We start from the raw sequence: 24,043 nt of genomic DNA, 5'->3' as shown, positions 1-24,043 counted from the left end.
CAGCCGGGCTAAGGCCGGCTGCTGAACTTACAGAGTGGAAATCGTTGTGCTGAGTTGGTGAGTTTCACCCGGTTGCAGCGTTTTGCCTTGATCGATACTCGCTGCATGCAGCGTCGATTCGACACACAACATGGTTTGATAGCCGTTATCTGACATATCGGCCATGCCTTTGGCTCCTTCCGCCCACGGGTTCCACAGTACGGCTGAGTTGTGGCCTTGGTTCTCAACACACAAGGTACGCTCAAAGAGAGGATCTTTGACGAGGATTTTCGCTTCGGGCTGAGTGTAAACGCGATCAATAGTGTCGCTCAGTTTCAGAACTTTCTCACCTTGGCAAACCTGGCCTTGCAATAAGCTGTCGATGTACTCTGCGCCCATGCCAGATGTTTCCGTTTGACCAATGTCACCTACGTTTAGATAGGTATGAAGTGCGCCAGAAAACGTCCAAGCTTTGTCATCAATGTTAGACACTTTCAGCGTCACGTTAAGCTGGTCGCCCACCTCTACGATCAAACGAGCATCAAACAGATAGGGCCAAATCTGGTGGGTCTCTTCGCTGGCAAATAGACCTAATTCGACAATCACACCGCTTTCGTTTTCGCGATGTTCCAGCAACTGCCACTCAGTTGAGCGGGCAAAACCGTGAGCTGGCGCGGCAATGCGGCCAAACCAAGGCCAACACACAGGGATCCCACCGCGTAGCGCCGCTTTGCCGTCAAAGTTCGCTTTGTCGCTCATCCAAATCAAATCTTTTTGGCCTCGAGGTGCAAAAGAGACCACGTGACCACCATGTAAAGCGATGCCTGCGCTCGCTTTTTCGTGCATGACACGGACAATTTTCACTTGATCGATTTCTACAATGGTCACGCAATCAGACAGCACCGAAAGGGCAGGAAGGTTTTTGAGTTCCATCTGTATATCCTTAAAAACAGCGTCTAAAGATAAGATTTGCCAAAACCAAATGTCGAGTTGCTGTGTTGAATCGTCAGCAATAGCCTAACTGAAATTGGCATTCGCAAATCTCTGATACTAAAAAGGCGACCTAAGGCCGCCTTTTTGTCTAACGAAAGTTTTCGTTAATCACTTTTAAATCTAAGAATTACTTAGAGATATGAGCAATTAGGTCTAGAACTTTGTTTGAGTAACCGATTTCGTTGTCGTACCAAGATACAACTTTAACGAAGTTATCAGTTAGAGCGATACCCGCTTTAGCATCGAATACAGAAGTTTGAACTTCACCGATGAAGTCTTGAGAAACAACTGCGTCTTCAGTGTAACCTAGAACGCCTTTTAGTTCGCCTTCAGAAGCTTCTTTCATTGCTGCACAGATAGCTTCGTAAGATGCACCGTTTTTAAGGTTAACAGTTAGGTCAACAACAGAAACGTTAGCAGTTGGTACGCGGAAAGCCATACCAGTTAGTTTGCCGTTTAGTTCTGGAAGAACAACGCCTACTGCTTTAGCTGCGCCAGTTGAAGATGGGATGATGTTCTGAGAAGCACCACGACCACCGCGCCAGTCTTTAGCAGAAGGACCGTCTACAGTTTTTTGAGTTGCTGTAGTAGCGTGAACTGTAGTCATAAGACCAGATTCGATACCGAACTTGTCGTTAAGAACTTTAGCGATAGGAGCTAGACAGTTAGTAGTACAAGAAGCGTTAGAAACGATGTCTTGACCCGCGTAAGAAGTGTGGTTAACACCCATTACGAACATTGGAGTCTTGTCTTTTGAAGGACCAGTTAGAACAACTTTCTTAGCACCAGCGGTGATGTGTTTACGAGCTGTTGCGTCGTCTAGGAATAGACCAGTTGCTTCAGCGACTACGTCAACACCGATTGCATCCCATTTTAGATCTTCTGGGTTACGCTCAGCAGTTACACGTACAGTTTTACCGTTAACGATTAGGTTACCACCTTCAACTTCAACAGTACCGTTGAAACGGCCGTGAGTTGAGTCATACTTCAGCATGTATGCCATGTAATCTACGTCGATAAGGTCATTGATACCTACAACTTCGATGTCAGCACGCTCTTGCGCTGCACGGAAAACGAAACGACCGATACGGCCAAAACCGTTAATACCTACTTTGATAGTCATTATAGTTGCTCCACAACTTAATTTCTGATTAAAGATAACTGGTAGTAAAATTACAGAATCCAGTAAACATCTGCAAGTGATAATCGGACTTAACTTGTTTAAAGTCAAAAAAAAGCGTCGCTTTTTTTAACAATTCATCGCAAATGCTCGTTTTTTAAACTTCGAACTGATTATTCTACTCGCCAGTTGACGTAAAATAACTCAGGAGTCAGGGACTCCTGACCCATTTTGAAACTCGGGACACTATGGTGAAAAAGTATGTGCTACAACTTTAATGTTCCGCAAGTTTTTTGCGAAAAAACTCTACAGCACAACGGAAAAATAAGGAAAACGACAACGTGGTTTCAGACGAAAAAAACGTGGTGAAGTCAGACCAGCAGTGGCGCGAGCTGCTTTCTGAGGAAGAGTATTATGTCTGTCGGCAACAGGGAACGGAGCCACCTTTTAGCGGCAAACTACTGCACAACAAAGAGACGGGAGAATATGCGTGTACATGCTGTAAAGTGCCGCTATTCTCATCTCTCAACAAGTATGACTCTGGTTGTGGTTGGCCAAGTTTTGATGCACCGATCAATGATCAAGCCATTCGTTATTTAGAAGACTTAAGTCACGGAATGAGGCGAATTGAAATACGTTGTGCCACCTGTGATAGTCATCTGGGGCACGTTTTTCCCGATGGTCCGGTAACCACTGGCGAGCGTTTTTGTGTCAATTCTGTGTCGTTAATTTTCAACAAAATGACAACCAATGGCGAATAATTCAGCAGTATATGTTAGCTGATTTCATCAGATCTTGGCTTTGTTGCCCTTTTGATAGGCAGACAAGTGAGCGTAAAAAACCTTCTGAATAGAAGGTTTTTTATTTGGCATTTTCCTACATGTATCCCAAGAGGTTAGAGTGTTTTGGGTACTAAACTCGCACGATACTGGCCATTTTTCAGTGCTGACACCACTTCGTCTGCCAGTTCGTTGAGTTGTTCATATTCTTGCTCAGTAAAGCCGAACATAATATTGAGTTCGCGCTGGGTGGCGAGAGGGACGCCAAACTCTTTTGCCACCATGGCCCATAGATAGGCGTGTTTCATTCGCTTTAAGCCTTGATTGGTGCTGGCGAGTGATTTGAGCGCATCGACATTCACTTTGCCATCTTTGGTGAGCTCAAGTGAGTGGTGAAGTAAGGCGAGCGTTTTCTTGGCATCTCGCGTGGTATAGAACGTTGCAAGTGCATACTGCATTTCTGCCGTCTCTAACTGCGGCGATCCTTCCATTTGCAGAAACTGACGTCGTGCTTCATGGCTGCCGGTTTGACTCCAAAGAAAATAGAGACTCTCTGGTTTTGAAGACTGGCTCAGTTCCTTAACGATGCGCTCTAGTTCAGCAATACTGTGGACCAAGGCGTTGAACCGATTCTGTTTAAGCTCGGTTTGATCGATGGGGGTGATCTGCGAAGCGAGCTCCAAGCATTTTCGGTACTCGGCGACCAATTGATATTCACGAATTTTATTTTTATCAGACGGATCTTTGAGTACTTCAAAGCGATGCCAAATGAGATCGGTGCGCGCAACACGGCACTGGCCATCATCCATATTGAGTTTATTGCAGCGTAAATTGGGATAAGCCTGGCATAACTGTTCGGTGGTTTTGTTACCTTCAAAACAGCCACTAAGAAATAAGGGAAGGCTTAATGGGATTAACCATTTTTTTACTTTCATAGTCGTTTGCTTGTGATCCATTACAACAATTCATTTACTCTTTCTTGACTCAGTTTAGTATCCGGATATTTTCTGTGAACAAAATGTCAGTAAGAAGGTAGTTTATGGACACAGAACAGCTATTAAACGCAATGACGCCAGAAGTGTATCAGCGTTTGGCTTATGCGGTAGAAACTGGGCGCTGGCCTGAGGGTACAATACTTTCGAAGGCACAGCGAGATTCCTGTATGCAAGCTGTGATGTTATATCAATCTAAGCACAATACGGACGCACAACATATGTCGGTTGCGGCTGGTGGCGAGATTTGCTTTAAGTCTAAAGCAGAGCTGAAAAAGCAGTTTCAAGCAGGACAAGAAGATATTGTTCGAGTCAATCCTAACCGAGATTAATCGCTAAAGAACCTAGAACCTAGAACCTAGAACCTAGAACCTAGGTTCTAGGTTTTCCTTTATAAGCTCATTTCGCCGCGCAGTACTTGTTGCATCTGCTGCTTCACTTCTTCGTAAGTCAGATTCTGGCTTAACAGGTAATGCAATTTGGCAAGAGCGGCCTCCGGTGTCATATCGTAGCCACTGATCACGCCGGCTTCCGCAAGAGCGCACCCTGTCGCGTAGCCGCCCATGTTGACTTTACCTGCCAAACATTGCGTCAGGTTCACGACAATCACGCCCCGCTCAGATGCCTCTTTCAGATGACCGAGCAGCTCTGGGTTTTGTGGTGCGTTACCTACCCCGAAGGTCAATAGGATCATTGCATTCACAGGCTGGCGCAGCGTATTACGGATAACTTCATGGGAAATGCCCGGATACATGGTGATGACGCCAATCGGTTGGGGGGTGATATGGTGTACCTTAAATTCGCCTTGCGGTTTTGCGCCGACACTGACGTTGCTGCTCACTTGGATGTTGATACCCGCTTCGAGCAATGGCGGTAAATTCGGTGAAGTAAAGGCGTTAAAACCATCCGCGTGCGATTTCACACTGCGATTGCCACGCATCAACTGGTTGTTGAAGAACAGTGTGACTTCGTTAATCGGGTAGTTAGCGGCAATGTGCAGAGCGTTGAGCAGGTTAGCCTGCCCATCAGAGCGAAGTTGCGCCAGCGGAATTTGTGAACCGGTAACAATCACTGGCTTACCGAGATTTTCTAGCATAAAAGAGAGCGCGGAAGCGGTGTACGCCATGGTATCCGTGCCGTGCAGAATCACAAACCCATCATACTTGTCGTAGTTGTCACGAATATCATCGGCGATCTGCTGCCAATCGGCTGGTGTCATGTCTGACGAATCGATCAGCGGTTCGTACTCATGGATGGTGTATTGCGGCATCTCTGGTCGGTGGAACTCAGGCATGCTGGCAAGTTGCTTTTCCATAAAGCCAGCGACGGGGACGTAACCGTGGTCAGACTTCTGCATACCGATGGTGCCGCCCGTGTAGGCAATGTAGATGTGTTTTCTTGTCATAGTGCGTTATCGCTCTGATGTAGGGGGAACAGAGCGGGAATTATAGCGGAATATGCTGCAATAAAAAGGGGCATCGTGTGATGCCCCAGTTGGTCGGATTACTCTACCTGACAATTCAGGCAGAAAGCATAATAGCCTTTGGGATCATTGAAATTTTGCAGCAGCGACGCCTGTTGTTCCATCTGTTTGGCAACAGGCAGTAAGCTTTGTGGGATGAGTGATTGCACGTCAAAACCCAGAGAGATAGAGACTTGCTTCATGAACTCTTGGATGAACTGTTCAGTCGGTGATAAAGGCTCTTCAACCCAATAAAGGTTATAGCTCTCGAGATTGGCCATTTTTGCTGCTTCAGCGACCGCGTCGTCAAAATCACCAATTTGGTCAATCAGGCCATGATTGAGTGCGTCAAAACCTGTCCACACTCGACCTTGAGCGACCTTGTCGACCGCTTCCAACGACATTTCGCGGTTATCGCCCACCAAGCTGATAAAACGATGGTATCCGTGTTCAATACCCATCTGGAACGCTTGCGCGGCGCCTTCTGAAATGCCAGTACTGATGCCTTCTTTTGAGAAGGGTGAGGTACCGACACCATCGGTATAGATGCCGAGTTTGTTGAAGCCTTTCTCAAACGTAGTAATCACGCTGAAAATCCCGATTGAACCGGTCAGCGTGGTAGGCTGGGCGATGATCTTATCAGCGCTCATCGAAATCCAGTAACCGCCGGAAGCCGCTAGGCTAGACATCGACACCACCACCGGTTTGCCTGCCTCTTTTAAGGCTTGTACTTCATTGCGAATCACTTCCGAAGCGAAGGCGCTGCCCCCTGGGCTGTCCACACGGAGCACAACCGCTTTCACTTTGTCGTCGTTGCGCGCTTGACGCAGCAGACCAGCAACGGTATCACCACCCACAGTGCCTCGTGGCTGTTGCCCATCCATGATGGTACCACTGGCAACCACCACCGCCACATCGTCGGCTGTGTGGTTGAAGCTATCAAGCATGGTTGCTTGGTAGTCGTAATAGCCAATCGCGTTGTAACTGTCTTGGCCGTTACTGCCAAATTGCTCAGCAAAGCTGGCGCGCAGTTGTTGCCTTGTGGCTAACTCGTCGACTAAGCCCAGTTTGAGAGCCAGAGCAGCAAGATCGCCGTCGACCGATTTGAGCTGAGTTAAGAACTCCTCCATCGAAGGATTCAGTGTTTTCGCATCAATGTTACGGTTGGTTGCGACATCATCGACGTAAGCGCCCCACATCTGGCTTAACCAGCGAGTGGCTGACTCTTTAGCCGCCGGTGACATATCATCACGAATGAAAGGTTCAATCGCCGACTTATAGGTACCAACACGGAAGATGTGAGTGGTGACCTCCAGTTTTTCGAGCAAGGTTTTATAGTAGAGGTTGAAGGCGCTGTAGCCCTTGAGCATTACGCCACCGTCTGGCGCTAAGTAAACTTTATCCGCGTAACTGGCGAGGTAGTACTGACTCTGGTTATAAAATGCACCGATGGCGTAAATCGGTTTGCCGCTGGCTTTAAATTCATTCAGCGCTTTGGCGATATAACGCAGTTTGGTGAGGTTGGTTTCCGGCAAATCGCGCAGCGCCAATACGATACCGGTGATCTTGTCGTCGTCTTTGGCGTAGCGAATGGTTTTCACCACGTCAAACAGTACGTTTTCTTTCGGCATTTCGTTACCAAACAAAGAGCCGGTGATGGAGTCCATCGGGTGAACATATTGGCTTTGTTCAACGATAGGGCCTGACAGGTTAAGTACCAGTGCTGAGGCTTTTTCCACTTGAGGCTGTGTTTCTGCGCCATGAAGATAAACAAAATAGATTAACGCGATGGATAGCAGGAAAATCAGGTTTGTTAGGGCTAGACGCACAAAGCTGATCGCTTTCCAGATCCCTTTAAAAATCAAACCAATGAGCTTGAATATTTTTTTCATTGTGTCTCCGTAACGAGATGCGTTGGGTTTCCGCTCGGCGAAAACCAGTTCTTATCTTTTGTATTCTGTGGTTTGACAGTGAAATAAGTTCCCTGTGGGAAGAATAAAATCGTTCTGAGAAGGCAAAAGATAATTTTTTCAAAGCTTAACATGCAACTTCATGAAATGGCATATACGAAACAAGATTGATCGGTGTTACAAATATGTAAACACCTGTTTGATTTTTTGCTTTGTTCGGCATAACGTGGTCAGACCACAATAAATAAAAATGGAAGTTTGTCATGTCTGCCATGTACCCACACTTATTACAACCATTGGATCTCGGTTTTACCCAACTACGCAATCGAGTTTTGATGGGGTCGATGCATACAGGCCTGGAAGAGCATAAGGAAGGATTGCAAAAGCTGGCGGCCTTTTACGAAGAACGTGCCAAAGGTGGCGTTGGTCTGATTGTGACCGGCGGATTCTCCCCCAATTTACGTGGCCGTTTACATCCGCTCAGCGCCGAATTTAGCAAACCCAAACACGCTCGCGCGCACCAAGTGGTGACCGAAGCCGTACACAAACATGGCGGTAAAATCGCCTTGCAGATCTTACATGCGGGTCGTTACGCGATGCACCCTTTCGCGCAGAGTGCTTCGGGCATCAAAGCGCCGATCGCCAAATTCGCTCCGAGCGAAATGAGCCCAAGACAGATCCGCAAAACCATCGACGCTTTTGCCAATAGCGCAGAGTTGGCCCAATTGGCTGGTTACGATGGTGTCGAAATCATGGGATCAGAAGGCTACCTGATTAACCAGTTCCTCTGTAAACGCACCAACATGCGCTACGACGATTGGGGTGGCAGTTACCGTAAACGCATGCGCTTTGCGGTCGAAGTGGTCAAAGCGGTACGCAAAGCCGTTGGGCAGGAATTTATCATTATTTTCCGCCTCTCGATGCTTGATTTGGTCGAGCAGGGCAGCACGTTTGAAGACGTTATCCTACTCGCCAAAGCGCTTGAAGATGCGGGCGTGACCATTATCAATACTGGCATTGGCTGGCACGAAGCGCGCATTCCGACCATCGCTACCCAAGTACCGCGCGGTGCATTTACTTGGGTTACCGAGAAAGTTAAACCGCATGTCTCAGTACCGATAGTGACTTGTAATCGCATCAATACGCCAGAAGAAGCCGAGCGTATTTTGGCCTCAGGCCAAGCCGATATGGTTTCCATGGCGCGCCCGTTTTTGGCTGATCCGCATTTTATTGCTAAAGCGGAGCAGCAGAAAGCGCACCTCATCAACACCTGTATTGGTTGTAACCAAGCTTGTCTTGATAATGTATTTCAGGCTAAACGGGCCAGTTGCTTGGTCAACCCACTGGCGTGTTATGAGACGGAGATCGTGGTTGAGCCTGCGCTGGAGAAAAAACGCATCGCGGTGGTGGGCGCAGGGCCCGCAGGGCTCTCTTGTGCGACAACCTTGGCCAAACGTGGTCACAGTGTTGATTTGATTGAGAAAAATGACCGCATTGGCGGCCAGTTCCGCTTAGCCATGCAAATTCCTGGCAAAGAGGAGTTTCGTGAAACCATTCGCTACTTTGCCAACATGATTGACGAAACAGGTGTAAACCTGCGCCTCGATACCGAAGCGAGCTTAGAGCTGCTCAAAGAGTACGACGAAGTGGTCTTGGCCACTGGCGTTGAACCGCGCAAAGTGAGCATTCAGGGGCTTGAAGGCAGCGATAAAGTGATAGATTACCAAACGCTGATTCGTGACAAAACGCCTGTGGGCGAGAAAGTGGCGATCATTGGTGCCGGTGGCATTGGCGTTGATGTGGCCAGCATGGTGACGGAGCCTGCGCAGCATACGCTCGACGATTGGCTTCATGAATGGGGCATTGATAAAGAGATGGCGCATCCGGGCGGTCTCTACCCGTTCCCTGACGCCGTCAGCGATAAAACCGTGTGGCTATTGCAGCGTCGCAAAGGGCGTGTGGGCCGAGGTCCGGGGAAAACCACAGGTTGGATACACAAGCGCACCTTGGAGAAACGCGGCGTGAATCTGCTCGGTGGAGTGAGCTATGAGAAAATTACTCCTGAGGGCTTGCACATTCGTTTAGATGGCAAGGAACAGATCCTCGATGCGGATAGCATCATCGTCTGTGCAGGGCAGGAGTCCGTTCGTCCGTTTGAAAGTCAGTGGTCAGAACTGGGTGATAAACTGCACGTCATCGGTGGTGCTGATTACGCTGGCGAACTTGACGCGGTGCGCGCCATCAAACAAGGGGTTAAACTGGCGATTAAGCTGTAACTGCGCCAAGTGAATCAACTCAGAGCCGTGCTATGCACGGCTTTTTTATGGGCGTTATTTCCACAGAAAACAGGGTGTTATTGGCACGATTGAATTATGCTAAAGTAAGGCGCAATCGGGTTCCCCCACCAAGAATAACAACTCACTGATTCACACTTTTGAAAAGGACAGATCCATGGACGCTCTCGAACTGCTATTAAATCGCCGTTCTATCGCTAAGTTGAGTGCGCCTGCGCCGGAAGGCAAAGCGCTGGAAAACATCATTCGCGCTGGTTTACGCGCGCCGGATCATGGCGGTCTGACGCCTTGGCGTTTTGTGATAGCGCAAGGAGAAGGTTTGAAAAAACTGGCGGATATTTTACTACAAGCCGGACGCGCCAATCAGTGCGATGAAGCTGTGCTGGAAAAGCTAAAAAATGCGCCGTTTCGTGCGCCGATGGTGATCACTGTGGTGGCCAAAGTGACGGAACACGACAAAGTTCCCGCTTTTGAGCAACATCTTTCCGCGGGATGTGCTGTGCAAGCGATGCAAATGGCAGCGGTGGCACAAGGGTTTCAAGGCATTTGGCGATCCGGCGAGTGGATGTTTCATCCTCAAGTCACTCAAGCGTTTGGCCTACAAGGTGACGATGCGATTGTTGGCTTCCTCTATCTTGGAACGGCCGGGTGCAGCGCGATGAAAGTGCCTGAGCGCGATCTGTCTAAATTTGTCGAATATTTGTAACTGTTTATTTATACAGTTTTTCTTGATTTTTCAGGGGCACATCCGCTAAGGTGGCCCTTTATTGTTTCTCTTCTTATATATCGCTATGAGCCGACTTTTTATCGCTGAAAAGCCCAGCCTTGGCCGCGCAATTGCTGCCGCTCTCCCCAATCCGCAGAAAAAAGATCAAGGCTTTATTGTCTGTGGTAATGGAGATGTGGTGACTTGGTGCATTGGCCATTTGCTTGAACAAGTAGAGCCGGATGCTTACGACGAGCGCTATAAAAAGTGGAACATGGCCGATTTGCCCATTGTGCCGCAGCAGTGGCAGTTGCGCCCGCGAAAAACATCGGCAAAACAGCTTGCAGTGATCAAAAAATTGCTCAAACAGGCGACTCAAGTGGTGCATGCGGGGGACCCCGATCGCGAAGGGCAATTGCTGGTGGATGAAGTGCTCGACTACTGCAAAGTGAGTAAAACGAAGAAAGAAGCGGCGCAGCGACTTTTGATCAGTGACCTTAACTTACCTGCGGTCAAAAGAGCCATTTCCTCAATGCGCAGCAACCGCGACTTTATCCCGCTATCGGTCTCGGCGCTGGCTCGTTCACGCGCTGACTGGTTATACGGCATGAATATGTCACGCGCGTATACCTTACTTGGGCAAAAAGCGGGCTATCAAGGCGTTTTGTCGGTGGGGCGAGTGCAAACACCAGTATTGGGTTTGGTGGTTCGCCGTGATGAAGAGATCGAAAATTTTATCTCGCGCGACTATTTTACGTTGCATGCGCTGATCCCCTATCAGCACAACGCTGTCGCTTTTGATATTCGCGCGCGTTGGAAACCAAGTGAGGCGTGTAAACCTTGGCAAGATGAAGAAGGGCGCATTCTTAATCGTAAATTGGTGGAGAATGTTGCGCAGCGTATTGCTGGTCAGCCAGCGACGGTCACAGAGTCTGAGCACAAACAGACCAAACAAGCCGCGCCGTTACCGTATTCGTTGTCTGCATTGCAGATTGATGCAGCGAAGCGCTTTTCTATGAGCGCGCAACAAGTGCTGGATACTTGTCAGGCTCTGTATGAAAAGCACAAATTGATCACCTATCCGCGCTCTGATTGTCGCTATTTGCCACTAGAGCATCTTTCGCAGGCTAAGACCGTCGTGCAAGCCATCAGCAATAATGCGCGTGAACTCGCTGCCGCCGTTGATGGGGCGGATCTCTCGCTCAAATCAAAAGCGTGGAATGACAGTAAAGTGGATGCGCATCATGCGATCATTCCTACGCCAAAGCAGGCGAGCGTCAACGCACTTTCGGGGCAGGAGATGAAGATTTACCAGCTCATCGCTAGGCAGTATCTGATGCAGTTTTATCCTGCGGCGGTGTATGCCGAAGCCAAGTTGGTGTTTGACATTGCTGGGGGCACTTTTATCGCCAAAGGGCGTCAACTGCTTTTCCCAGGCTGGAAGAGCTTAACGGGCGTGACGGAGAAAGAAGATGATGGCACTGACACTGTGCCGCCGTTAGAAAAAGGTGCGGTGTTGATGTGCCGGGAAGGGGAAATCAAGGATCGTAAAACCGAGCCGCCGAAGCATTTTACCGAAGCGGCCTTATTACAAGCGATGACGGGTATTGCACGTTATGTCGCGGATAAAGAGCTGAAGCAGATCCTTCGGGAAACCGATGGACTAGGCACCGAAGCGACCCGTGCGGGTATTTTAGATACCTTGTTCAAGCGCCAATTGTTGTCACGTCAAGGCAAAGCCATTTTAAGTACCGCGGCGGGACGAGGTCTGGTTCATGCGCTGCCGAGCGAATCGACCTATCCAGACATGACGGCTCATTGGGAGCATCAGTTGCAAGGCATGGCGGAGCGCAATCAAGCGTACCAGCCTTTCATGCAAGCGCTTGAAGCACGCATCTCGGATTTAATGGCACAAGTGAAAAGCGCGCCTGTGCCGCAATCCTTACAACATTTGCCAAAAGTGGAGCGACCTGCGTTTAAGCGGCGTAAAAGCAGCGGCCGAACTTCGGCTTCCCGCACCACTTCCAGTAAAACTGCCGCGAGTCGTAAACCACGCCGTGTTAATAACAGTGAATAGTCGAGTTCAATCCTGATGTTGCCACTTATCTATCATCCGATTTATTCGGATCTGCCTTTACCGCCAGAACATCGCTACCCGATCAATAAATATCGCCATCTGTTTGCAGAGATCAACCGGCAGATGGCTGGCTGTTCGCAGTGGCAAAGCAACATCCATTTTTATCAGCCACAAGCGCTTGCTCTAGAGGACGTGAAACAGATCCATTGTGCTCACTACGTCGATCTACTGGCGTCTGGTCAGCTTCCTGCGGCGAAAATGCGCCGTATTGGCTTTCCTTGGAGTGAACGTTTGATTGAGCGCACCTTAACCTCCGCGGGAGGAACGGTGCTGACGGCGCAAAAGGCGCTGCAACATGGCTTAGCCATTCATCTTAGTGGCGGCTACCATCATGCCCACCACGACTTTGGCAGCGGATTTTGCCTGTTCAATGACTTGGTGCTGGCAGCGCATGACGCTTTGCGCCAAGAGGGCGTGGATAAGGTACTGATCATTGATAGCGATGTGCACCATGGCGATGGCACGGCGACCTTATGTCAACAGCGTGATGAGTTCATCACACTCTCTTTTCATTGCGAGAAAAACTTTCCAGCACGTAAGCCCGATTCCGATTTCGATGTACCCTTGCCACGCCAGTGTGATGACGACGCCTTTTTAGCCGCGTTTTGCGAGGTAGTGCCAATGGCCATCCATCTGCATCGTCCGGATTTGATCCTCTATGATGCTGGAGTCGATATCCATCAGCAAGATGAGCTGGGTTACCTTAATGTGTCGAGTGAAGCAATTTATCAACGCGACACATTTTTGCTCACACTTGCCAACGAGCTGTCTATCCCGCTGGCGGCGGTGGTGGGTGGTGGTTATCGCGCCAATCATCAAGACTTGGTGCCTATTCACATGCAACTTATCCACGCAGCTATGAGCCTCAAGTAATTCGCGTCGTCTCGTGCGGCGTTTGTTTTATCCTTTGCTGAGCTTAAACTTATTCAACCCCTGCGTGAGGGCGTTGGAAATGTCTTTCAAGCGCGATGAAGCATCGGAAACGTTGCCGCTGAGTGTCGCGGATTCTTCAGCCACATCGCGGATTTTATGAATGCGATTGGAGATATCTTCCGAGACTTTTTCCTGCTCTTCTGCGGCGGCGGCGATTGATGATGTTTGGTCGGAAATCAGGGTGATCAGTGTGCTTATTTCATTTAGCACATCGCCGACATCGGCAGACTTGCGCACGGCCATTTCGGTATCTTGTGTGCAAAGTTTAGTCTCTTCAGAAACGGCACGTGAATATTCCGAAAGTGTTGAGAGCTTACGTTGGATCTCATCGGTCGAATCTTGAGTGCGTTTGGCCAGTGAGCGAACTTCGTCTGCGACTACGGCAAAGCCACGTCCTTGTTCTCCGGCACGCGCAGCTTCAATCGCAGCGTTGAGGGCGAGAAGGTTGGTCTGCTCGGCTATCGCTTCTATCACGTTTAAAATTTCCCCCACATCTGACACTGCGCTTGCCAGTTGCGCAATGCGATCGTTGGCGCTTTGTAAACGCGTTGCAACCAACTGTACCGAGCCGATGTTTTCTTTCACAGTTGCTTGGCTTTCAAGCGATTGTTGGTTGGCGGAGGCCGCTTGCACCGAGGTTTCAGTACAGCTATTGGTCACTTCTTTCACCGCCGCGAGGTTTTCGTAGACAGAACTGGCGATCACCTCGATCGATTGGCTTTGTTCTGAGCTGAGATTTTGTGTCCGTTCGGTAATATCGCGCAAGGTGTTTGACTCGCTTTCTGCGCGCAGCGCTTGTTGGCGAATATCGCGGATCAAAGTAGAAATGTTGCCAATCATATGATTGAACGCCGTGGAGAGTTCGGTAATTTCATCTTTGCCAGAAATCGCAAGCAGTTGAGTAAAATCGCCTTCCGCAACGCGATTCGCCTCGCCTCGAAGCACTTGAATGCGTGAGATCACTTTGCGCTGCAAAATGAAATAGCAGATGACAATCAAGGCAATCACGCAAACCAAGAACGAGATGCTCAGCAGCGTGCTGGTGGCAATTTCCAGTTTCGCTAGCTTCACATCGTTGGCTGCATTTTGGTTGGCGAGTTCAATAAATTTGCTGACGGGGGCAACGATCTTAGCCACTTCGCGCATGTAATTTTCATCATGCAGCAGATCCATGGCTTGCTTCCATGCGGCAAACTCCTCTTTATTGAGGTCTTCGATACGTTTACCGACAAAGGGTTCAACCAAACCAAATGCTTTCACTTCGGTATTCACTAGTGCCACTGAGAGGTTGTTGGATTCGGCCAAATACGTCATCAGGTTACTGGGTACACCAAGCTCTTTTAAACGTTGTTGGTATTCGAGTGAGCGGCCGTCGTACATCGGTGCTTTGCCAGTAATCTGATCGACAATGCGGTTGTATTTGTCGCGATATTTTGGATCAAGCGTTGCAACGAACTGTCGTGCATTGAGAGTGAGCAGCGTTGAGTTTGAGGTAGAGAGTTTCGCCAAGTGGCTAACGTTATAGCGATAGTCTGCGGCGGCATAACTGGCTTCTACGTTCTGTTTGAGTTGTAAGGCCAGAAACAGAGTTATCCCTGAAACGAGTATGATCGCACCGAAAAATACTCGAAATAAATCCCTTATATTCATAAAGTTACCATAATGATTAGGTTTTCTGGCTGCAAAATGTTAAGCCAGATAGGAACAGGTTATTTGCTGCAGATGCGAATGTTCAGCATGTACACTGATTAAATTATAGATTTATCACTAAAGTCTGCGCGCAAAAATCGCACCTAAATGTAATGTTGTTTACATTGCCCCAACATTTTTAACGGCGCGCAGAGGTAAGAATATTATTTACATAATTATTATTTATAATTGGTTAACTTTGCGACATGAGCTGCAGTGACATACGCTTCTTGACGTGTGTTTTACTTCATTGCGAACGTAATTTAAGCGGCAAACGTTGGCTCACTTTCTCTGAAAAGTGAATGATCAAAGGGATACTTATGTCTTTTATTATTAACAAATTAACCATCAAACAACAGTTGTTAGGGTTAATAGCGACATTATTGCTCACGCTCGTTGCGGTGCTAGCGCTGAGTCTGTTAAAAGTTGGCGATACCAATCGTGAAACAAATGAGCAAGTGGAAGAACTGGTCACTCGCAACAAAGGTGTGATTGATAACCAATTGGTCCCTTTTTCTGTCATTCGAATGACTTTTAATCAGGCGGTGTACATGCAAAGTGTTCGTCAGCAGTATGCACAGCGTTTAAACGAGTGGAAGAGTGCTACCGTTGCTGCGATCCGTGCGGGTGGAATGACGGACTCAGCGAAGAAGGCGATTGAAATGGTTGAAAAATACTACGCTCACCACGTCAAAGGCCCTGAGTTTTTTGATCGATATGACAATGGATCGGTCAGTGAGGACGAGTTTCTGCGCTTTATGCAGCAAGGCAGTCAGTTGGCGCAAACCTACAACAACTCGCTGAATAATTATCTCAATACTTTGGCCACAAGCACGATAAAACGTGTCGCGGACAGCGAAAGCAGTACAGAGCAGTCGCTGTGGCTGGTGGTGATGTTTTTTTGCGCTACGATGTTAGCCGGGTTTGTGGTGAGTTTTTGGTTGGCAAACGCGATGTCGAAACAGAGTCAGAACATTTGTTCTGCGTTAGAAAAAATGGCTAAAGGTGACTTAACTGTGACGCTACCCAAGCAAGATGGAAACAATGAAATGATTGTGCTGGCGGGGTATTTCAACCAGACGGTGGCGAATTTCAGAGAAGTGGTGAAAGATCTCTCAACGATTGCGTCGAGTGTGGCATCGGCATCGTCAGAGCTCAGTGCTGTGATGGTTCAAGCGGATGCTAACTCGAAAGAAGAAAGTCATCAAATTACGCAAATTGCCACTGCGATTAACCAAATGTCGGCAACTGCCAAAGAGGTGAGCAGCAACGCGAGCAAAGCGGAACAAGGGGCGGGCGCGGCGATGGAGTCCGTCTCAGCCGGTCATAAAGCAGTCAGCGAGTTGCAAAATGTATCGACACAAATAACCAACTCAGTTGAGTCGACGGCAAAAACGCTGGACGAGCTGAAATCATACTCGCTTGAAATCAACTCAGTGGTAGAGGTTATCGGCGATGTTTCTGAACAGACCAATCTGCTGGCACTTAATGCGGCCATTGAAGCGGCTCGAGCGGGCGAGCAAGGGCGTGGTTTTGCGGTCGTTGCAGATGAAGTCCGCAGCTTAGCGGGCAAAACGCAAAAATCGACCGAGAGCATTCGTGATTTGATCGAACGTTTACAAAGCAAAGTGGATCAAACCAGCGGAGAGATGAACGGTAACCTCACTATGGTGCAACGTTCGCAAGAGGTCGTTTCTTCGGTTGCTGGCAGTTTCACTGCCATCAATCAGGCGGTCGTTTCAATCAGTGATGTCAATAGCATGGTCGCGACCGCCTCTGAAGAACAATCTGCGGTGAGCTCTGATATTTCCCGCAGCATTGAAGTGGTTTCCAATATGGTGAATCAGAACGTGGCGGGCATTTCGCAGAGCGCGACAGCGACGGAGGAATTAGCGCGACTGGCCGAGGAACAACAACGTAAATTACTCGAATTTCGTGTTTAAAGCCCAACGGTAAAACAGTCAATAATCTGCTTTGAATACTGTTACTATCCCTTTCCTAATGTGCTTAACTTGACTTTCCCCGGCCGTGAGGTCGGGGCTCTTTTAAATGGACTTTATATTGGCATCGTCTATTTTCGATGCGAGTAAGCTGTGATTATGTCTAACTATCTAATATTAAATGCAATACATAATTGTGAATTAATTAAAGGTTGCAGTTCAACCACCTTGTCAACGCTGTATGAATATAGTGGTTACGAAAGTTTTAAACGCAATGAATTGATTGCGAAACAAGATGCACCTGCTGAGGAGTTATTAATTCTCGCCTCAGGGCAAGTTGGAGTATACCGAAGAAACGAGCAAGGAAATAATTTGCTCGTTGCCAAAGTGACAACGGGTGGCTGGTTTGGCGAAGCATCCTTTATTCCAGGCTTTAATCGCGTGGTATCACTCAAAGCGTTAGAGGATACAATCATTGTAAAACTGCCGATTAGTCACTTTATTGAACTTTGTCAGATTGACTCAACGCTAATGAGAAACACATTTAGCGCATTGGCACGTCGTGGTGCTTCTATCGGTCATTTTGCGTTGAACAATATGACGACCAATATCCCTCTGAAAATAGCTCGCACCATCCTGTCTCATATTGAAATACTCGGTAATCAAGAGCCTGGAAAACAGACGATTAAAATAAAGATGACCAGAACGGAATTAGCAATGGTGGTTGGGATCACTCGACAAGCGCTGAATAAATATATCGTTCCTTTTGTCGAAGAAGGGATTATTGCCGTCGGGTACGGCTCGATTACCATTAATTCATTGGAAAGTTTAAAAAAGAAGATAGAAACCTTGTCTATGGTGAGTATTTAGGCTTTTTAGTTGGAGAGAAAATGAAAGAGCACTTCATACTCAATAAAAACAGGAAGGGACGTGATTTCCACGTCCCTTCCTCGGTAAACCATTTATTGTTGGCTTTTACTGTAAAAGCGTTGTAATTCAGTCAATCCTTGCATCAATACGGGCAGTTTCGGGCTGTCGTCTCTTACCCGCTTGTAGTTCTCGTCGTATAACTTGAAGTTGCCAAACTTATCAATCACCGTCGTTTGGGTTGGTGTGATCAAGGCAATTTCACGCGTGTCGCCCGCTAAAATCCAACGGCGTCTGCTCTCATCAAACAAATTTCGCCCTGAACTAAAGTCAACTGGGTTAGAAGCAACGCCGAGCAAATCCTGCAATAAGGTTACTGACAGGTCTAGGTGGCTGGTGCTTTGATCAAACTTCGCAGGCAATTTACCCGGCCAATGAATCACCATAGGAACCTGAAGCTGATAGCGGCTGTAGTTAGAATTTGCGCCCCAGCTATTGGTTTGTGTTTCGTTAAACTCACTGCCGTGATTTGAAGTTAGAACCACCACTGTGTTGGCACTCAGTTGCTGCTCTTCTAAAGTAACCAAAATACGCTGCAGCATATTATCGGCCATTCCTACAGCTTGATTGTACGTCTGTTTGAATTTTTCGCTGGCATTCGCGCCTTTTGGCATAGCCGAAGCGTCAATGTCGTCCACGGAAGTCAGTTCGATAAAGCTAAACCAAGGCGATTTAGTTTGTCCGGCCAACCAGTTTTGCCAAGCTTCGACGGCTTTTTCGTCGTTAAACTCGGTCTGATTTTGTTCCTCAAGCTGGGCAGCAAGATGTTGTCCGCGGAATATTACCTCACGATAAAGCGGGTCACTAAAGCCGTTACCGCTGAACAAAGCAAAATCATAGCCTTGCTCTTGCAATACGTTAAGGAAAATGGGCGCTGTGCCTTGCGCTTTGATGCTGCTGGCATAACTGGTTGGCAGGCCATAAAACAAGCCAAACACGCCAAAAGAATCGTTGCTTGAGCTGTAATGATTGGTGAACCACTGATTGTTGATTGCAAACTGGTAGGCTGTTGGCATTTGCGTTTCGCTCAAATGGTCTGCACGCCAGTTGTTGACATTGATCATCAGTATATTCAGGTGATTACCGCGACGATTAAACTCCAATTGCTCCAACGGATAGCGCACCAACTCGACGTTATTTTCGTTTGCCTCCAATCGCTTTAGGTACTCTTCTCTATCGAGTAAACCATGTTTCTCCATAAAGCTTTTCGCTGTCATAGGGTAGGAGAGCGGGAAGTTAGCGCGTTGGCTGGTGACCGGATTATAAAAATAGGCATCCGCCCACATGTAAATCAGGTGGCTGGTAATAAAACAGATAAAGAAAACACCGGCCAGAGGGCGACCAATGTGCTTATGAGCCAGCTTACGTTGTTTTTTCCACACCCACTCAGCAAGGCCAAGCTGGAGGAAAAAAATCAACGGTAAAACAACAAAAAGATGCTGCAAATCAGTGCTGATTGCCGATTTTTCATCGCTGAACAGCAACTCCCAAACGACCGGGGTTAAGTGCAGATTGATCGACTGATAGGCTTGAGTATCGACGAGCAAAACAGTCAAGCCAACGGTGGCAAAGGTGACGGCAAAGAATCTGAACAACCGTTGGGAGGGCAGAAGAAAAGTGAGTGGAAACAGAATCAACAGGTACAGCGCGAAGACCAGAAAGCCAAAATGTCCGACCCAGGAAACAACCAGATAAAGCTGACCTAGGAAGGTTTCCGGCCAAGGTGACTGGGCAATATAACGCGTACCGATCAACATCGCAGCAATGATGTTGAAGAATGCGAACCAGTGCCCCCAACTAACCAGTTTGGATACACGTTCGCCGTATGAGTTTCCGCTGTCTACCATGTATGATTCTGTTATCCGTGATTAATGAGTTTTTTGTTCTTTCAGAGAAGAGATCAGTGCCTGAGCAAATTTTTCTGCAATAACTTTACGTTGTGAAGCAGCAACTTGTTGATTTAAGACATTGGTAGCGATATTGCCCGCAATCATCAATGAAAGCTCTGGGGTCGCTCCGTGTTTGTCTAGCACTGCGCCTATTTCAGCAAGAATCGTTTCAACTTGTTGGTCTGTGTATTTAGATGTAATCGGCATAACAACTCTAATAATGATAGTAAAAGCGGCTTATGATAACCTACAATGCCTCACAACTAAAACCTTGAAGCTAGATAAAAGATTATGAGCCTGCATCTTTCCAACGTTATTTTGCATCAGCTTAGTAAAAATGATCAGGATGAACTCACGGTCCACTACCGTTCTGAGTCTCTGAGCAACGATTCATCCACCGAAAATCTTGTGGCTGAGCTGCATCGAGTGTTCCACGCAAAAGCTGGAAAAGGATTCGGCAGCTTCAAATCAGACAGCGAATTTCAGATTTGGCTGCAAGCGATGCGTAAAAATGAGCTCAGTTTTTACGATTTTTCACAGAAAAGCGCCTCACGTCTGAAAGATGAACTGAGTAAGTATCCTTTTGCAGATGAAGGCATTTTAGTGTTTGCTGAGTACCAGAGTCTCGCAACGCACTATTTGTTTGTCGGCATTTTGCCGCTCAATCAAAGCTTGAAGGTTACGGAAGGCTTGGACATCAGCGCTACCGATTATCTTGACATCAGCAAAATGGATATTGCCGCGCGTATTGATCTCTCCGTTTACGAAGTGGATAGTGAGTCGAACCGTTACCTCTCTTATATTAAAGGGCGTGTGGGACGAAAAGTCGCCGATTTTTTCCTCGATTTTATGCAAGCGGAAGTTGGGCTCGATGGCAAACAGCAAAGCCAGGTTTTGATTCAGGCACTGGATGATTTTTGTACCGATGCCAAGCTAGAAAAACAGGAAGTGAACGAGTACCGAAAGCAAGTTTATGATTACTGTAGTGGGCAAATGAAATCTGGTGAAGAAGTGACGATTCGTGAATTGTCAGATGAGCTTCCTTCAGGGCCTTCAGGCACCAGCTTTCTCGATTTCACTCAGGCGCAAGGTTATCAGTTGGAAGAGAGTTTTCCAGCGGACCGTGGGCTGGTACGCAAGTTAACCAAGTATGTTGGTGCTGGTGGCGGTCTGAACCTTAGCTTCGACAGTTTGTTGCTCGGAGAGCGCATTTTTTACGATCCAGAGACAGATACGCTAACGATTAAAGGCACGCCGCCCAATTTGCGCGATCAACTCACGCGCAATCAATAATCAAGTAAACAAATAAGAAAGAGAGCAATGGGCTCTCTTTTTTGTTGTCTGACATGATGTTAGAAGATGGTATATGCTTGTAACAGGTGTTTCTCAGGGATTGCACATGTCACTCACAGCAAAAAAAATGAAAACGCGATGCTCAGTTGGTTTGTTGGCTCTGTGGGCGTCACTATCACTGTTTATTATGATTCAGACTTATAATATGACTGCGGTTGTACAAGTTGTTGAAGAGTTAGGCAATAAAGTCGAACAAACGCACAACACTTTTGCCCATGAACGCTCGCAAAGAATAGGATTGACTGATGATATTTCACTCAATCTGCAGATTATTTATGCGCTACGTATTCAACTTGAAGCCAATTATGCAGAGTCCTATTTTGCTCCAGATGTGTCGCAATTTATCTACTCGACCGATCACTACCTGCAAAGTATCAGGAGCCTACTTTCAATAGACAATCAACTTTCTAGCCTCGTCGATGAAATTCGAGAAAAGCGCTTAAAAATCAGCGATCAATCTTCTTTCGCGATCACACAGTATGCCCTTTTAGGTAGCTATGTCTCTGAAGCGGCCTTTTCCACATCACCACAATTGGACCTGATTTTTAAGGACATTGACGACTTATTGCTAGCTTCAGAAACCCTTCCTGATGAGTACGGTTTGCCTTTAAGACAGCTTATCGCTGCAAGTGGTGATGTCTTGGCGGAGAATTTACAAATTGACCACTTAGTTCAACAAGTTAACAACCATGCCATTTATACTCAGCAATCAAAACTAGAAGAGTATGTTAACCGTATGATTTTGCAATATATGATGGTATTGATTGCCACTAGTGCTTTGTCTGTGTTGGGTATGCTCTTCTTGCTCTATTTGCAAGATTGGGGAGAAGAGACTCAGGCGCTGGAGAATGCAAAACAGAGCAAACAGGCTCACGATCAAGAGGCCAGTTTGGATGCGCTCATACGCTCTAATAGCGAAAAAGTGATGAGTTACTCCCAAGAGTCGTTGGAAGAAGGGAGGGTGATAGATACCAAAGCCATGCTGGACTCACTCTCAGGCGATGAGGCATCGGTACGTTTACTATTGCAAGTCTTCATTCAGGATCATCGCAATGACTATCAGCGGTTCACCGATGTATTGGTGCATGACAAAGTCAAAGCGCAGCGTATCGTACATAGTTTGAAAGGCGTGGCCGCGAACCTTGGTGCGCTTCGGTTAAAAGATGTGGCGTTTGATATTGAGATGACGATGAAAAATGGTCATAACGTGTCTGAGCAGCAGTTAGCTAAGTTGGAAGAGGCGCTGCGTGAAACCATCGATTTTGCCAAACAGTTACTGGATGAGACATGGGGGAATGATTGACATCAAAAAAGCGTAGCGGTTTAGGCTACGCTTGGATTGGTTGTTTATGGTTGTCGTGCGATTAAACCGTTTGTGTTTTTGCTAATGTGGGTTCGTCCACATCGTCGATTTGCACGGTAGGCTCGCATTTATCGACAAACCAGCCCATGTAAGAGGTGAAAATGGTCACCGCGATACAGACGAAGCTGAGCCACATGAAAGGCGCATAAGAGAGTGTCGCCACACCAAGAATACTCGCCATGTAGATACCATTATCACTCCAAGGCACCATACCTGAGGTGAGCGTGCCGCCAAACTCGGCATTTCGTGACAGATTCTTACGTTTGTAACCTAGGCGATCGTAGTTTTTCGCACAAATCTTTGGCGTTAGGATAAGAGAAACGTACATCGCTGAACCGAACACGTTACCCATAAACGCTGTACCAATCGTGCTGGTTGCGAGAGAACCGGCATTTTGCACGCGACGTTCAAACAGTTTCGCGATGGTTTCTAGCACGCCGACTTTATCCAGCAAGCCACCAAAACCAAGGCCAAAGACGATCACCGCTACCGAGCCTAGCATGGATGACATACCGCCACGATTGAGGATCGAATCGATAAAATCAACGCCAGATGAGATGGCAAACGGTGCCCAAGCGGTGTTAAACGCGGTAAGGAAATCGACATCCTGAATCATTACCGCCCAGATAATGCCCAGCAGAGATCCGAAGCTGATGACGGGAAAAGACGGCATACGCATCGCAAGTAGCGCCAATACGATAATCACAGGAACAAACGAGTAAGGCGTGATGTAGAACTGCTGTTCCATGGCCTTAATCACTGAATCGACTTGGCTCATGTCGACATTCCCAGCATAGTGGAAGCCAAACGCAGTAAACATCACACCAGTAATCACATAGCTTATCAGTGCAATTGGCAGCATGCCTTTAATATGCTCCATGACTTCCACGTTCGACATTGAAGAAGCAAGGATCACAGAATCTGAAAGCGGAGACATTTTGTCGCCAAAGTAACAGCCGGATAATACTGCACCAGCCGTAATAGGTGCAGGCACTCCGAGGCCTTGACCAATCCCCATCATCGCGATACCTGCGGTGCCTGCGGCGCCCCAAGAGGTGCCTGTTGCAAGTGCTGTTAGGGAGCAAATGATCATAGTGGCTAAAAGGAAGATAGAAGGATGAATTGCCTTCAGACCATAGTAAATAATAGTGGGTACGATACCGCCGGAGATCCAAGTACCAACCAGTGCACCAACAGCTAATAGAATAAGAACAGCACCTAAACCATTCGAAATACCGTTTAACGCCGCGGTTTCCAACGATTTGTACGAATGACCTAAGCGAATGCCCAACACCATGATGATAAACCAACCGATATATAGGGCTAATTGAATAGGGAGGTCTAGTTTCGCCGTAAACGAAAACGCCAAGAGTAAAAACAAACCGAGCGATATAATGACTTGTAGTAGGCTCGGTAAGCGAGTGTTTTCCTGCTTCATATATTCCTCTGAAGAATGTCGGAGCGTTAGAGGGATTACGCCCCCGGATAGTTAGGATCTGTACCTTACATTAACATGGTAGATAATTCGAACTTTTTGGTTGTATGTTTTGATGTTGATCGGTCTAGTTGGCATTTGA

General features: G+C 47.4%; 19 protein-coding genes. 10 read left to right on the top strand and 9 right to left on the bottom strand.

Annotated elements, in window-relative coordinates:
* Window positions 1-27: 27 nt before the first annotated feature.
* Window positions 28-912, bottom strand: coding sequence for a D-hexose-6-phosphate mutarotase (locus tag EWA64_RS04125; protein ID WP_061893341.1), 885 nt, complete (start codon window positions 910-912; stop codon window positions 28-30).
* 187 nt (window positions 913-1,099) lie between these two features.
* Complete coding sequence (gap, locus tag EWA64_RS04120; RefSeq protein ID WP_045569558.1) at window positions 1,100-2,095, bottom strand: type I glyceraldehyde-3-phosphate dehydrogenase; 996 nt, start codon at window positions 2,093-2,095, stop codon at window positions 1,100-1,102.
* 338 nt (window positions 2,096-2,433) lie between these two features.
* On the opposite strand from gap, the gene msrB reads away from it, so the two are divergent.
* Entirely contained in the window at window positions 2,434-2,853 is a 420-nt protein-coding gene (gene msrB / locus EWA64_RS04115) for a peptide-methionine (R)-S-oxide reductase MsrB (RefSeq protein ID WP_139045610.1), read from the top strand.
* Between the two features lie 134 nt (window positions 2,854-2,987).
* Here the strand turns inward: msrB and EWA64_RS04110 are convergent, their stop codons facing one another.
* Complete coding sequence (locus EWA64_RS04110; RefSeq protein WP_395198563.1) at window positions 2,988-3,806, bottom strand: DUF2989 domain-containing protein; 819 nt, start codon at window positions 3,804-3,806, stop codon at window positions 2,988-2,990.
* A 104-nt stretch (window positions 3,807-3,910) separates the two neighbouring features.
* Between EWA64_RS04110 and EWA64_RS04105 the strand changes: the two genes are divergently transcribed.
* Window positions 3,911-4,195 carry a YeaC family protein gene (locus tag EWA64_RS04105; RefSeq protein WP_039430005.1) on the top strand — a complete coding sequence of 95 codons (285 nt, stop codon included), beginning with the start codon at window positions 3,911-3,913 and terminating at the stop codon, window positions 4,193-4,195.
* Between the two features lie 59 nt (window positions 4,196-4,254).
* Here EWA64_RS04105 and ansA read toward each other — a convergent pair whose 3' ends face one another.
* Complete coding sequence (gene ansA, locus EWA64_RS04100) at window positions 4,255-5,268, bottom strand: asparaginase (RefSeq protein WP_039430003.1); 1,014 nt, start codon at window positions 5,266-5,268, stop codon at window positions 4,255-4,257.
* Window positions 5,269-5,366: 98 nt separating this feature from the next.
* A complete protein-coding gene (sppA, locus tag EWA64_RS04095) occupies window positions 5,367-7,217 on the bottom strand; it encodes a signal peptide peptidase SppA (RefSeq protein ID WP_061893338.1) in 1,851 nt (616 codons plus the stop codon).
* A 281-nt stretch (window positions 7,218-7,498) separates the two neighbouring features.
* On the opposite strand from sppA, the gene EWA64_RS04090 reads away from it, so the two are divergent.
* The 4 genes from EWA64_RS04090 (at window position 7,499) to EWA64_RS04075 (ending at window position 13,245) form a co-directional block, all read left to right on the top strand.
* Window positions 7,499-9,511, top strand: coding sequence for an NADPH-dependent 2,4-dienoyl-CoA reductase (locus tag EWA64_RS04090; protein ID WP_170320319.1), 2,013 nt, complete (start codon window positions 7,499-7,501; stop codon window positions 9,509-9,511).
* 175 nt (window positions 9,512-9,686) lie between these two features.
* A complete protein-coding gene (locus EWA64_RS04085; protein WP_061893337.1) occupies window positions 9,687-10,235 on the top strand; it encodes an NAD(P)H nitroreductase in 549 nt (182 codons plus the stop codon).
* Between the two features lie 85 nt (window positions 10,236-10,320).
* Entirely contained in the window at window positions 10,321-12,312 is a 1,992-nt protein-coding gene (locus EWA64_RS04080; protein ID WP_061893336.1) for a DNA topoisomerase III, read from the top strand.
* A gap of 15 nt (window positions 12,313-12,327) precedes the next feature.
* Complete coding sequence (locus tag EWA64_RS04075) at window positions 12,328-13,245, top strand: histone deacetylase family protein (RefSeq protein WP_061893335.1); 918 nt, start codon at window positions 12,328-12,330, stop codon at window positions 13,243-13,245.
* Window positions 13,246-13,272: 27 nt separating this feature from the next.
* On the opposite strand, the gene EWA64_RS04070 is transcribed toward EWA64_RS04075, so the two are convergent.
* Window positions 13,273-14,955 (bottom strand): methyl-accepting chemotaxis protein, encoded by a 1,683-nt coding sequence (locus tag EWA64_RS04070; RefSeq protein ID WP_061893334.1) that lies wholly within the window; start codon window positions 14,953-14,955, stop codon window positions 13,273-13,275.
* 359 nt (window positions 14,956-15,314) lie between these two features.
* Here EWA64_RS04070 and EWA64_RS04065 point away from each other — a divergent pair, with 359 nt between their 5' ends.
* Window positions 15,315-16,937, top strand: coding sequence for a methyl-accepting chemotaxis protein (locus EWA64_RS04065; protein WP_061893333.1), 1,623 nt, complete (start codon window positions 15,315-15,317; stop codon window positions 16,935-16,937).
* A 156-nt stretch (window positions 16,938-17,093) separates the two neighbouring features.
* Entirely contained in the window at window positions 17,094-17,804 is a 711-nt protein-coding gene (locus EWA64_RS04060) for a Crp/Fnr family transcriptional regulator (RefSeq protein WP_082796605.1), read from the top strand.
* A gap of 92 nt (window positions 17,805-17,896) precedes the next feature.
* On the opposite strand, the gene EWA64_RS04055 is transcribed toward EWA64_RS04060, so the two are convergent.
* On the bottom strand, window positions 17,897-19,708 hold the full coding sequence (locus EWA64_RS04055; RefSeq protein ID WP_061893331.1) for a DUF3413 domain-containing protein: 1,812 nt from the start codon (window positions 19,706-19,708) through the stop codon (window positions 17,897-17,899).
* Window positions 19,709-19,729: 21 nt separating this feature from the next.
* Window positions 19,730-19,957 (bottom strand): YejL family protein, encoded by a 228-nt coding sequence (locus EWA64_RS04050; protein WP_039429982.1) that lies wholly within the window; start codon window positions 19,955-19,957, stop codon window positions 19,730-19,732.
* A gap of 84 nt (window positions 19,958-20,041) precedes the next feature.
* Between EWA64_RS04050 and yejK the strand changes: the two genes are divergently transcribed.
* Together yejK and EWA64_RS04040 are read left to right on the top strand one after the other, a co-directional pair.
* Window positions 20,042-21,043, top strand: coding sequence for a nucleoid-associated protein YejK (gene yejK, locus EWA64_RS04045; protein ID WP_061893330.1), 1,002 nt, complete (start codon window positions 20,042-20,044; stop codon window positions 21,041-21,043).
* Between the two features lie 205 nt (window positions 21,044-21,248).
* Window positions 21,249-22,406: an Hpt domain-containing protein gene (locus EWA64_RS04040; protein WP_170320318.1), complete on the top strand. Its 1,158-nt coding sequence runs from the start codon at window positions 21,249-21,251 to the stop codon at window positions 22,404-22,406.
* A 61-nt stretch (window positions 22,407-22,467) separates the two neighbouring features.
* Here the strand turns inward: EWA64_RS04040 and nhaC are convergent, their stop codons facing one another.
* Window positions 22,468-23,904 carry a Na+/H+ antiporter NhaC gene (gene nhaC / locus EWA64_RS04035; protein WP_061893328.1) on the bottom strand — a complete coding sequence of 479 codons (1,437 nt, stop codon included), beginning with the start codon at window positions 23,902-23,904 and terminating at the stop codon, window positions 22,468-22,470.
* Window positions 23,905-24,043: the final 139 nt, after the last annotated feature.

Origin of the sequence: Vibrio cidicii, assembly GCF_009665415.1 — a bacterium.
Classification (GTDB): Bacteria; Pseudomonadota; Gammaproteobacteria; order Enterobacterales; family Vibrionaceae; genus Vibrio; species Vibrio cidicii.
Note: the sequence above shows the minus strand (reverse complement) of the source record. Positions and strands in the feature narration are given on the sequence as shown.

Coding starts and splice junctions, on each gene's coding strand:
- EWA64_RS04075 (WP_061893335.1), top strand. CDS start 12,328: ATGTTGCCACTTATCTATCATCCGATTTATTCGGATCTGCCTTTACCG.
- EWA64_RS04065 (WP_061893333.1), top strand. CDS start 15,315: ATGTCTTTTATTATTAACAAATTAACCATCAAACAACAGTTGTTAGGG.
- EWA64_RS04090 (WP_170320319.1), top strand. CDS start 7,499: ATGTCTGCCATGTACCCACACTTATTACAACCATTGGATCTCGGTTTT.
- EWA64_RS04085 (WP_061893337.1), top strand. CDS start 9,687: ATGGACGCTCTCGAACTGCTATTAAATCGCCGTTCTATCGCTAAGTTG.
- EWA64_RS04055 (WP_061893331.1), bottom strand. CDS start 19,708: ATGGTAGACAGCGGAAACTCATACGGCGAACGTGTATCCAAACTGGTT.
- ansA (WP_039430003.1), bottom strand. CDS start 5,268: ATGACAAGAAAACACATCTACATTGCCTACACGGGCGGCACCATCGGT.
- EWA64_RS04080 (WP_061893336.1), top strand. CDS start 10,321: ATGAGCCGACTTTTTATCGCTGAAAAGCCCAGCCTTGGCCGCGCAATT.
- EWA64_RS04110 (WP_395198563.1), bottom strand. CDS start 3,806: ATGAAAGTAAAAAAATGGTTAATCCCATTAAGCCTTCCCTTATTTCTT.
- sppA (WP_061893338.1), bottom strand. CDS start 7,217: ATGAAAAAAATATTCAAGCTCATTGGTTTGATTTTTAAAGGGATCTGG.
- gap (WP_045569558.1), bottom strand. CDS start 2,095: ATGACTATCAAAGTAGGTATTAACGGTTTTGGCCGTATCGGTCGTTTC.
- yejK (WP_061893330.1), top strand. CDS start 20,042: ATGAGCCTGCATCTTTCCAACGTTATTTTGCATCAGCTTAGTAAAAAT.
- nhaC (WP_061893328.1), bottom strand. CDS start 23,904: ATGAAGCAGGAAAACACTCGCTTACCGAGCCTACTACAAGTCATTATA.
- EWA64_RS04105 (WP_039430005.1), top strand. CDS start 3,911: ATGGACACAGAACAGCTATTAAACGCAATGACGCCAGAAGTGTATCAG.
- EWA64_RS04060 (WP_082796605.1), top strand. CDS start 17,094: ATGTCTAACTATCTAATATTAAATGCAATACATAATTGTGAATTAATT.
- EWA64_RS04125 (WP_061893341.1), bottom strand. CDS start 912: ATGGAACTCAAAAACCTTCCTGCCCTTTCGGTGCTGTCTGATTGCGTG.
- EWA64_RS04050 (WP_039429982.1), bottom strand. CDS start 19,957: ATGCCGATTACATCTAAATACACAGACCAACAAGTTGAAACGATTCTT.
- EWA64_RS04070 (WP_061893334.1), bottom strand. CDS start 14,955: ATGAATATAAGGGATTTATTTCGAGTATTTTTCGGTGCGATCATACTC.
- EWA64_RS04040 (WP_170320318.1), top strand. CDS start 21,249: ATGACTGCGGTTGTACAAGTTGTTGAAGAGTTAGGCAATAAAGTCGAA.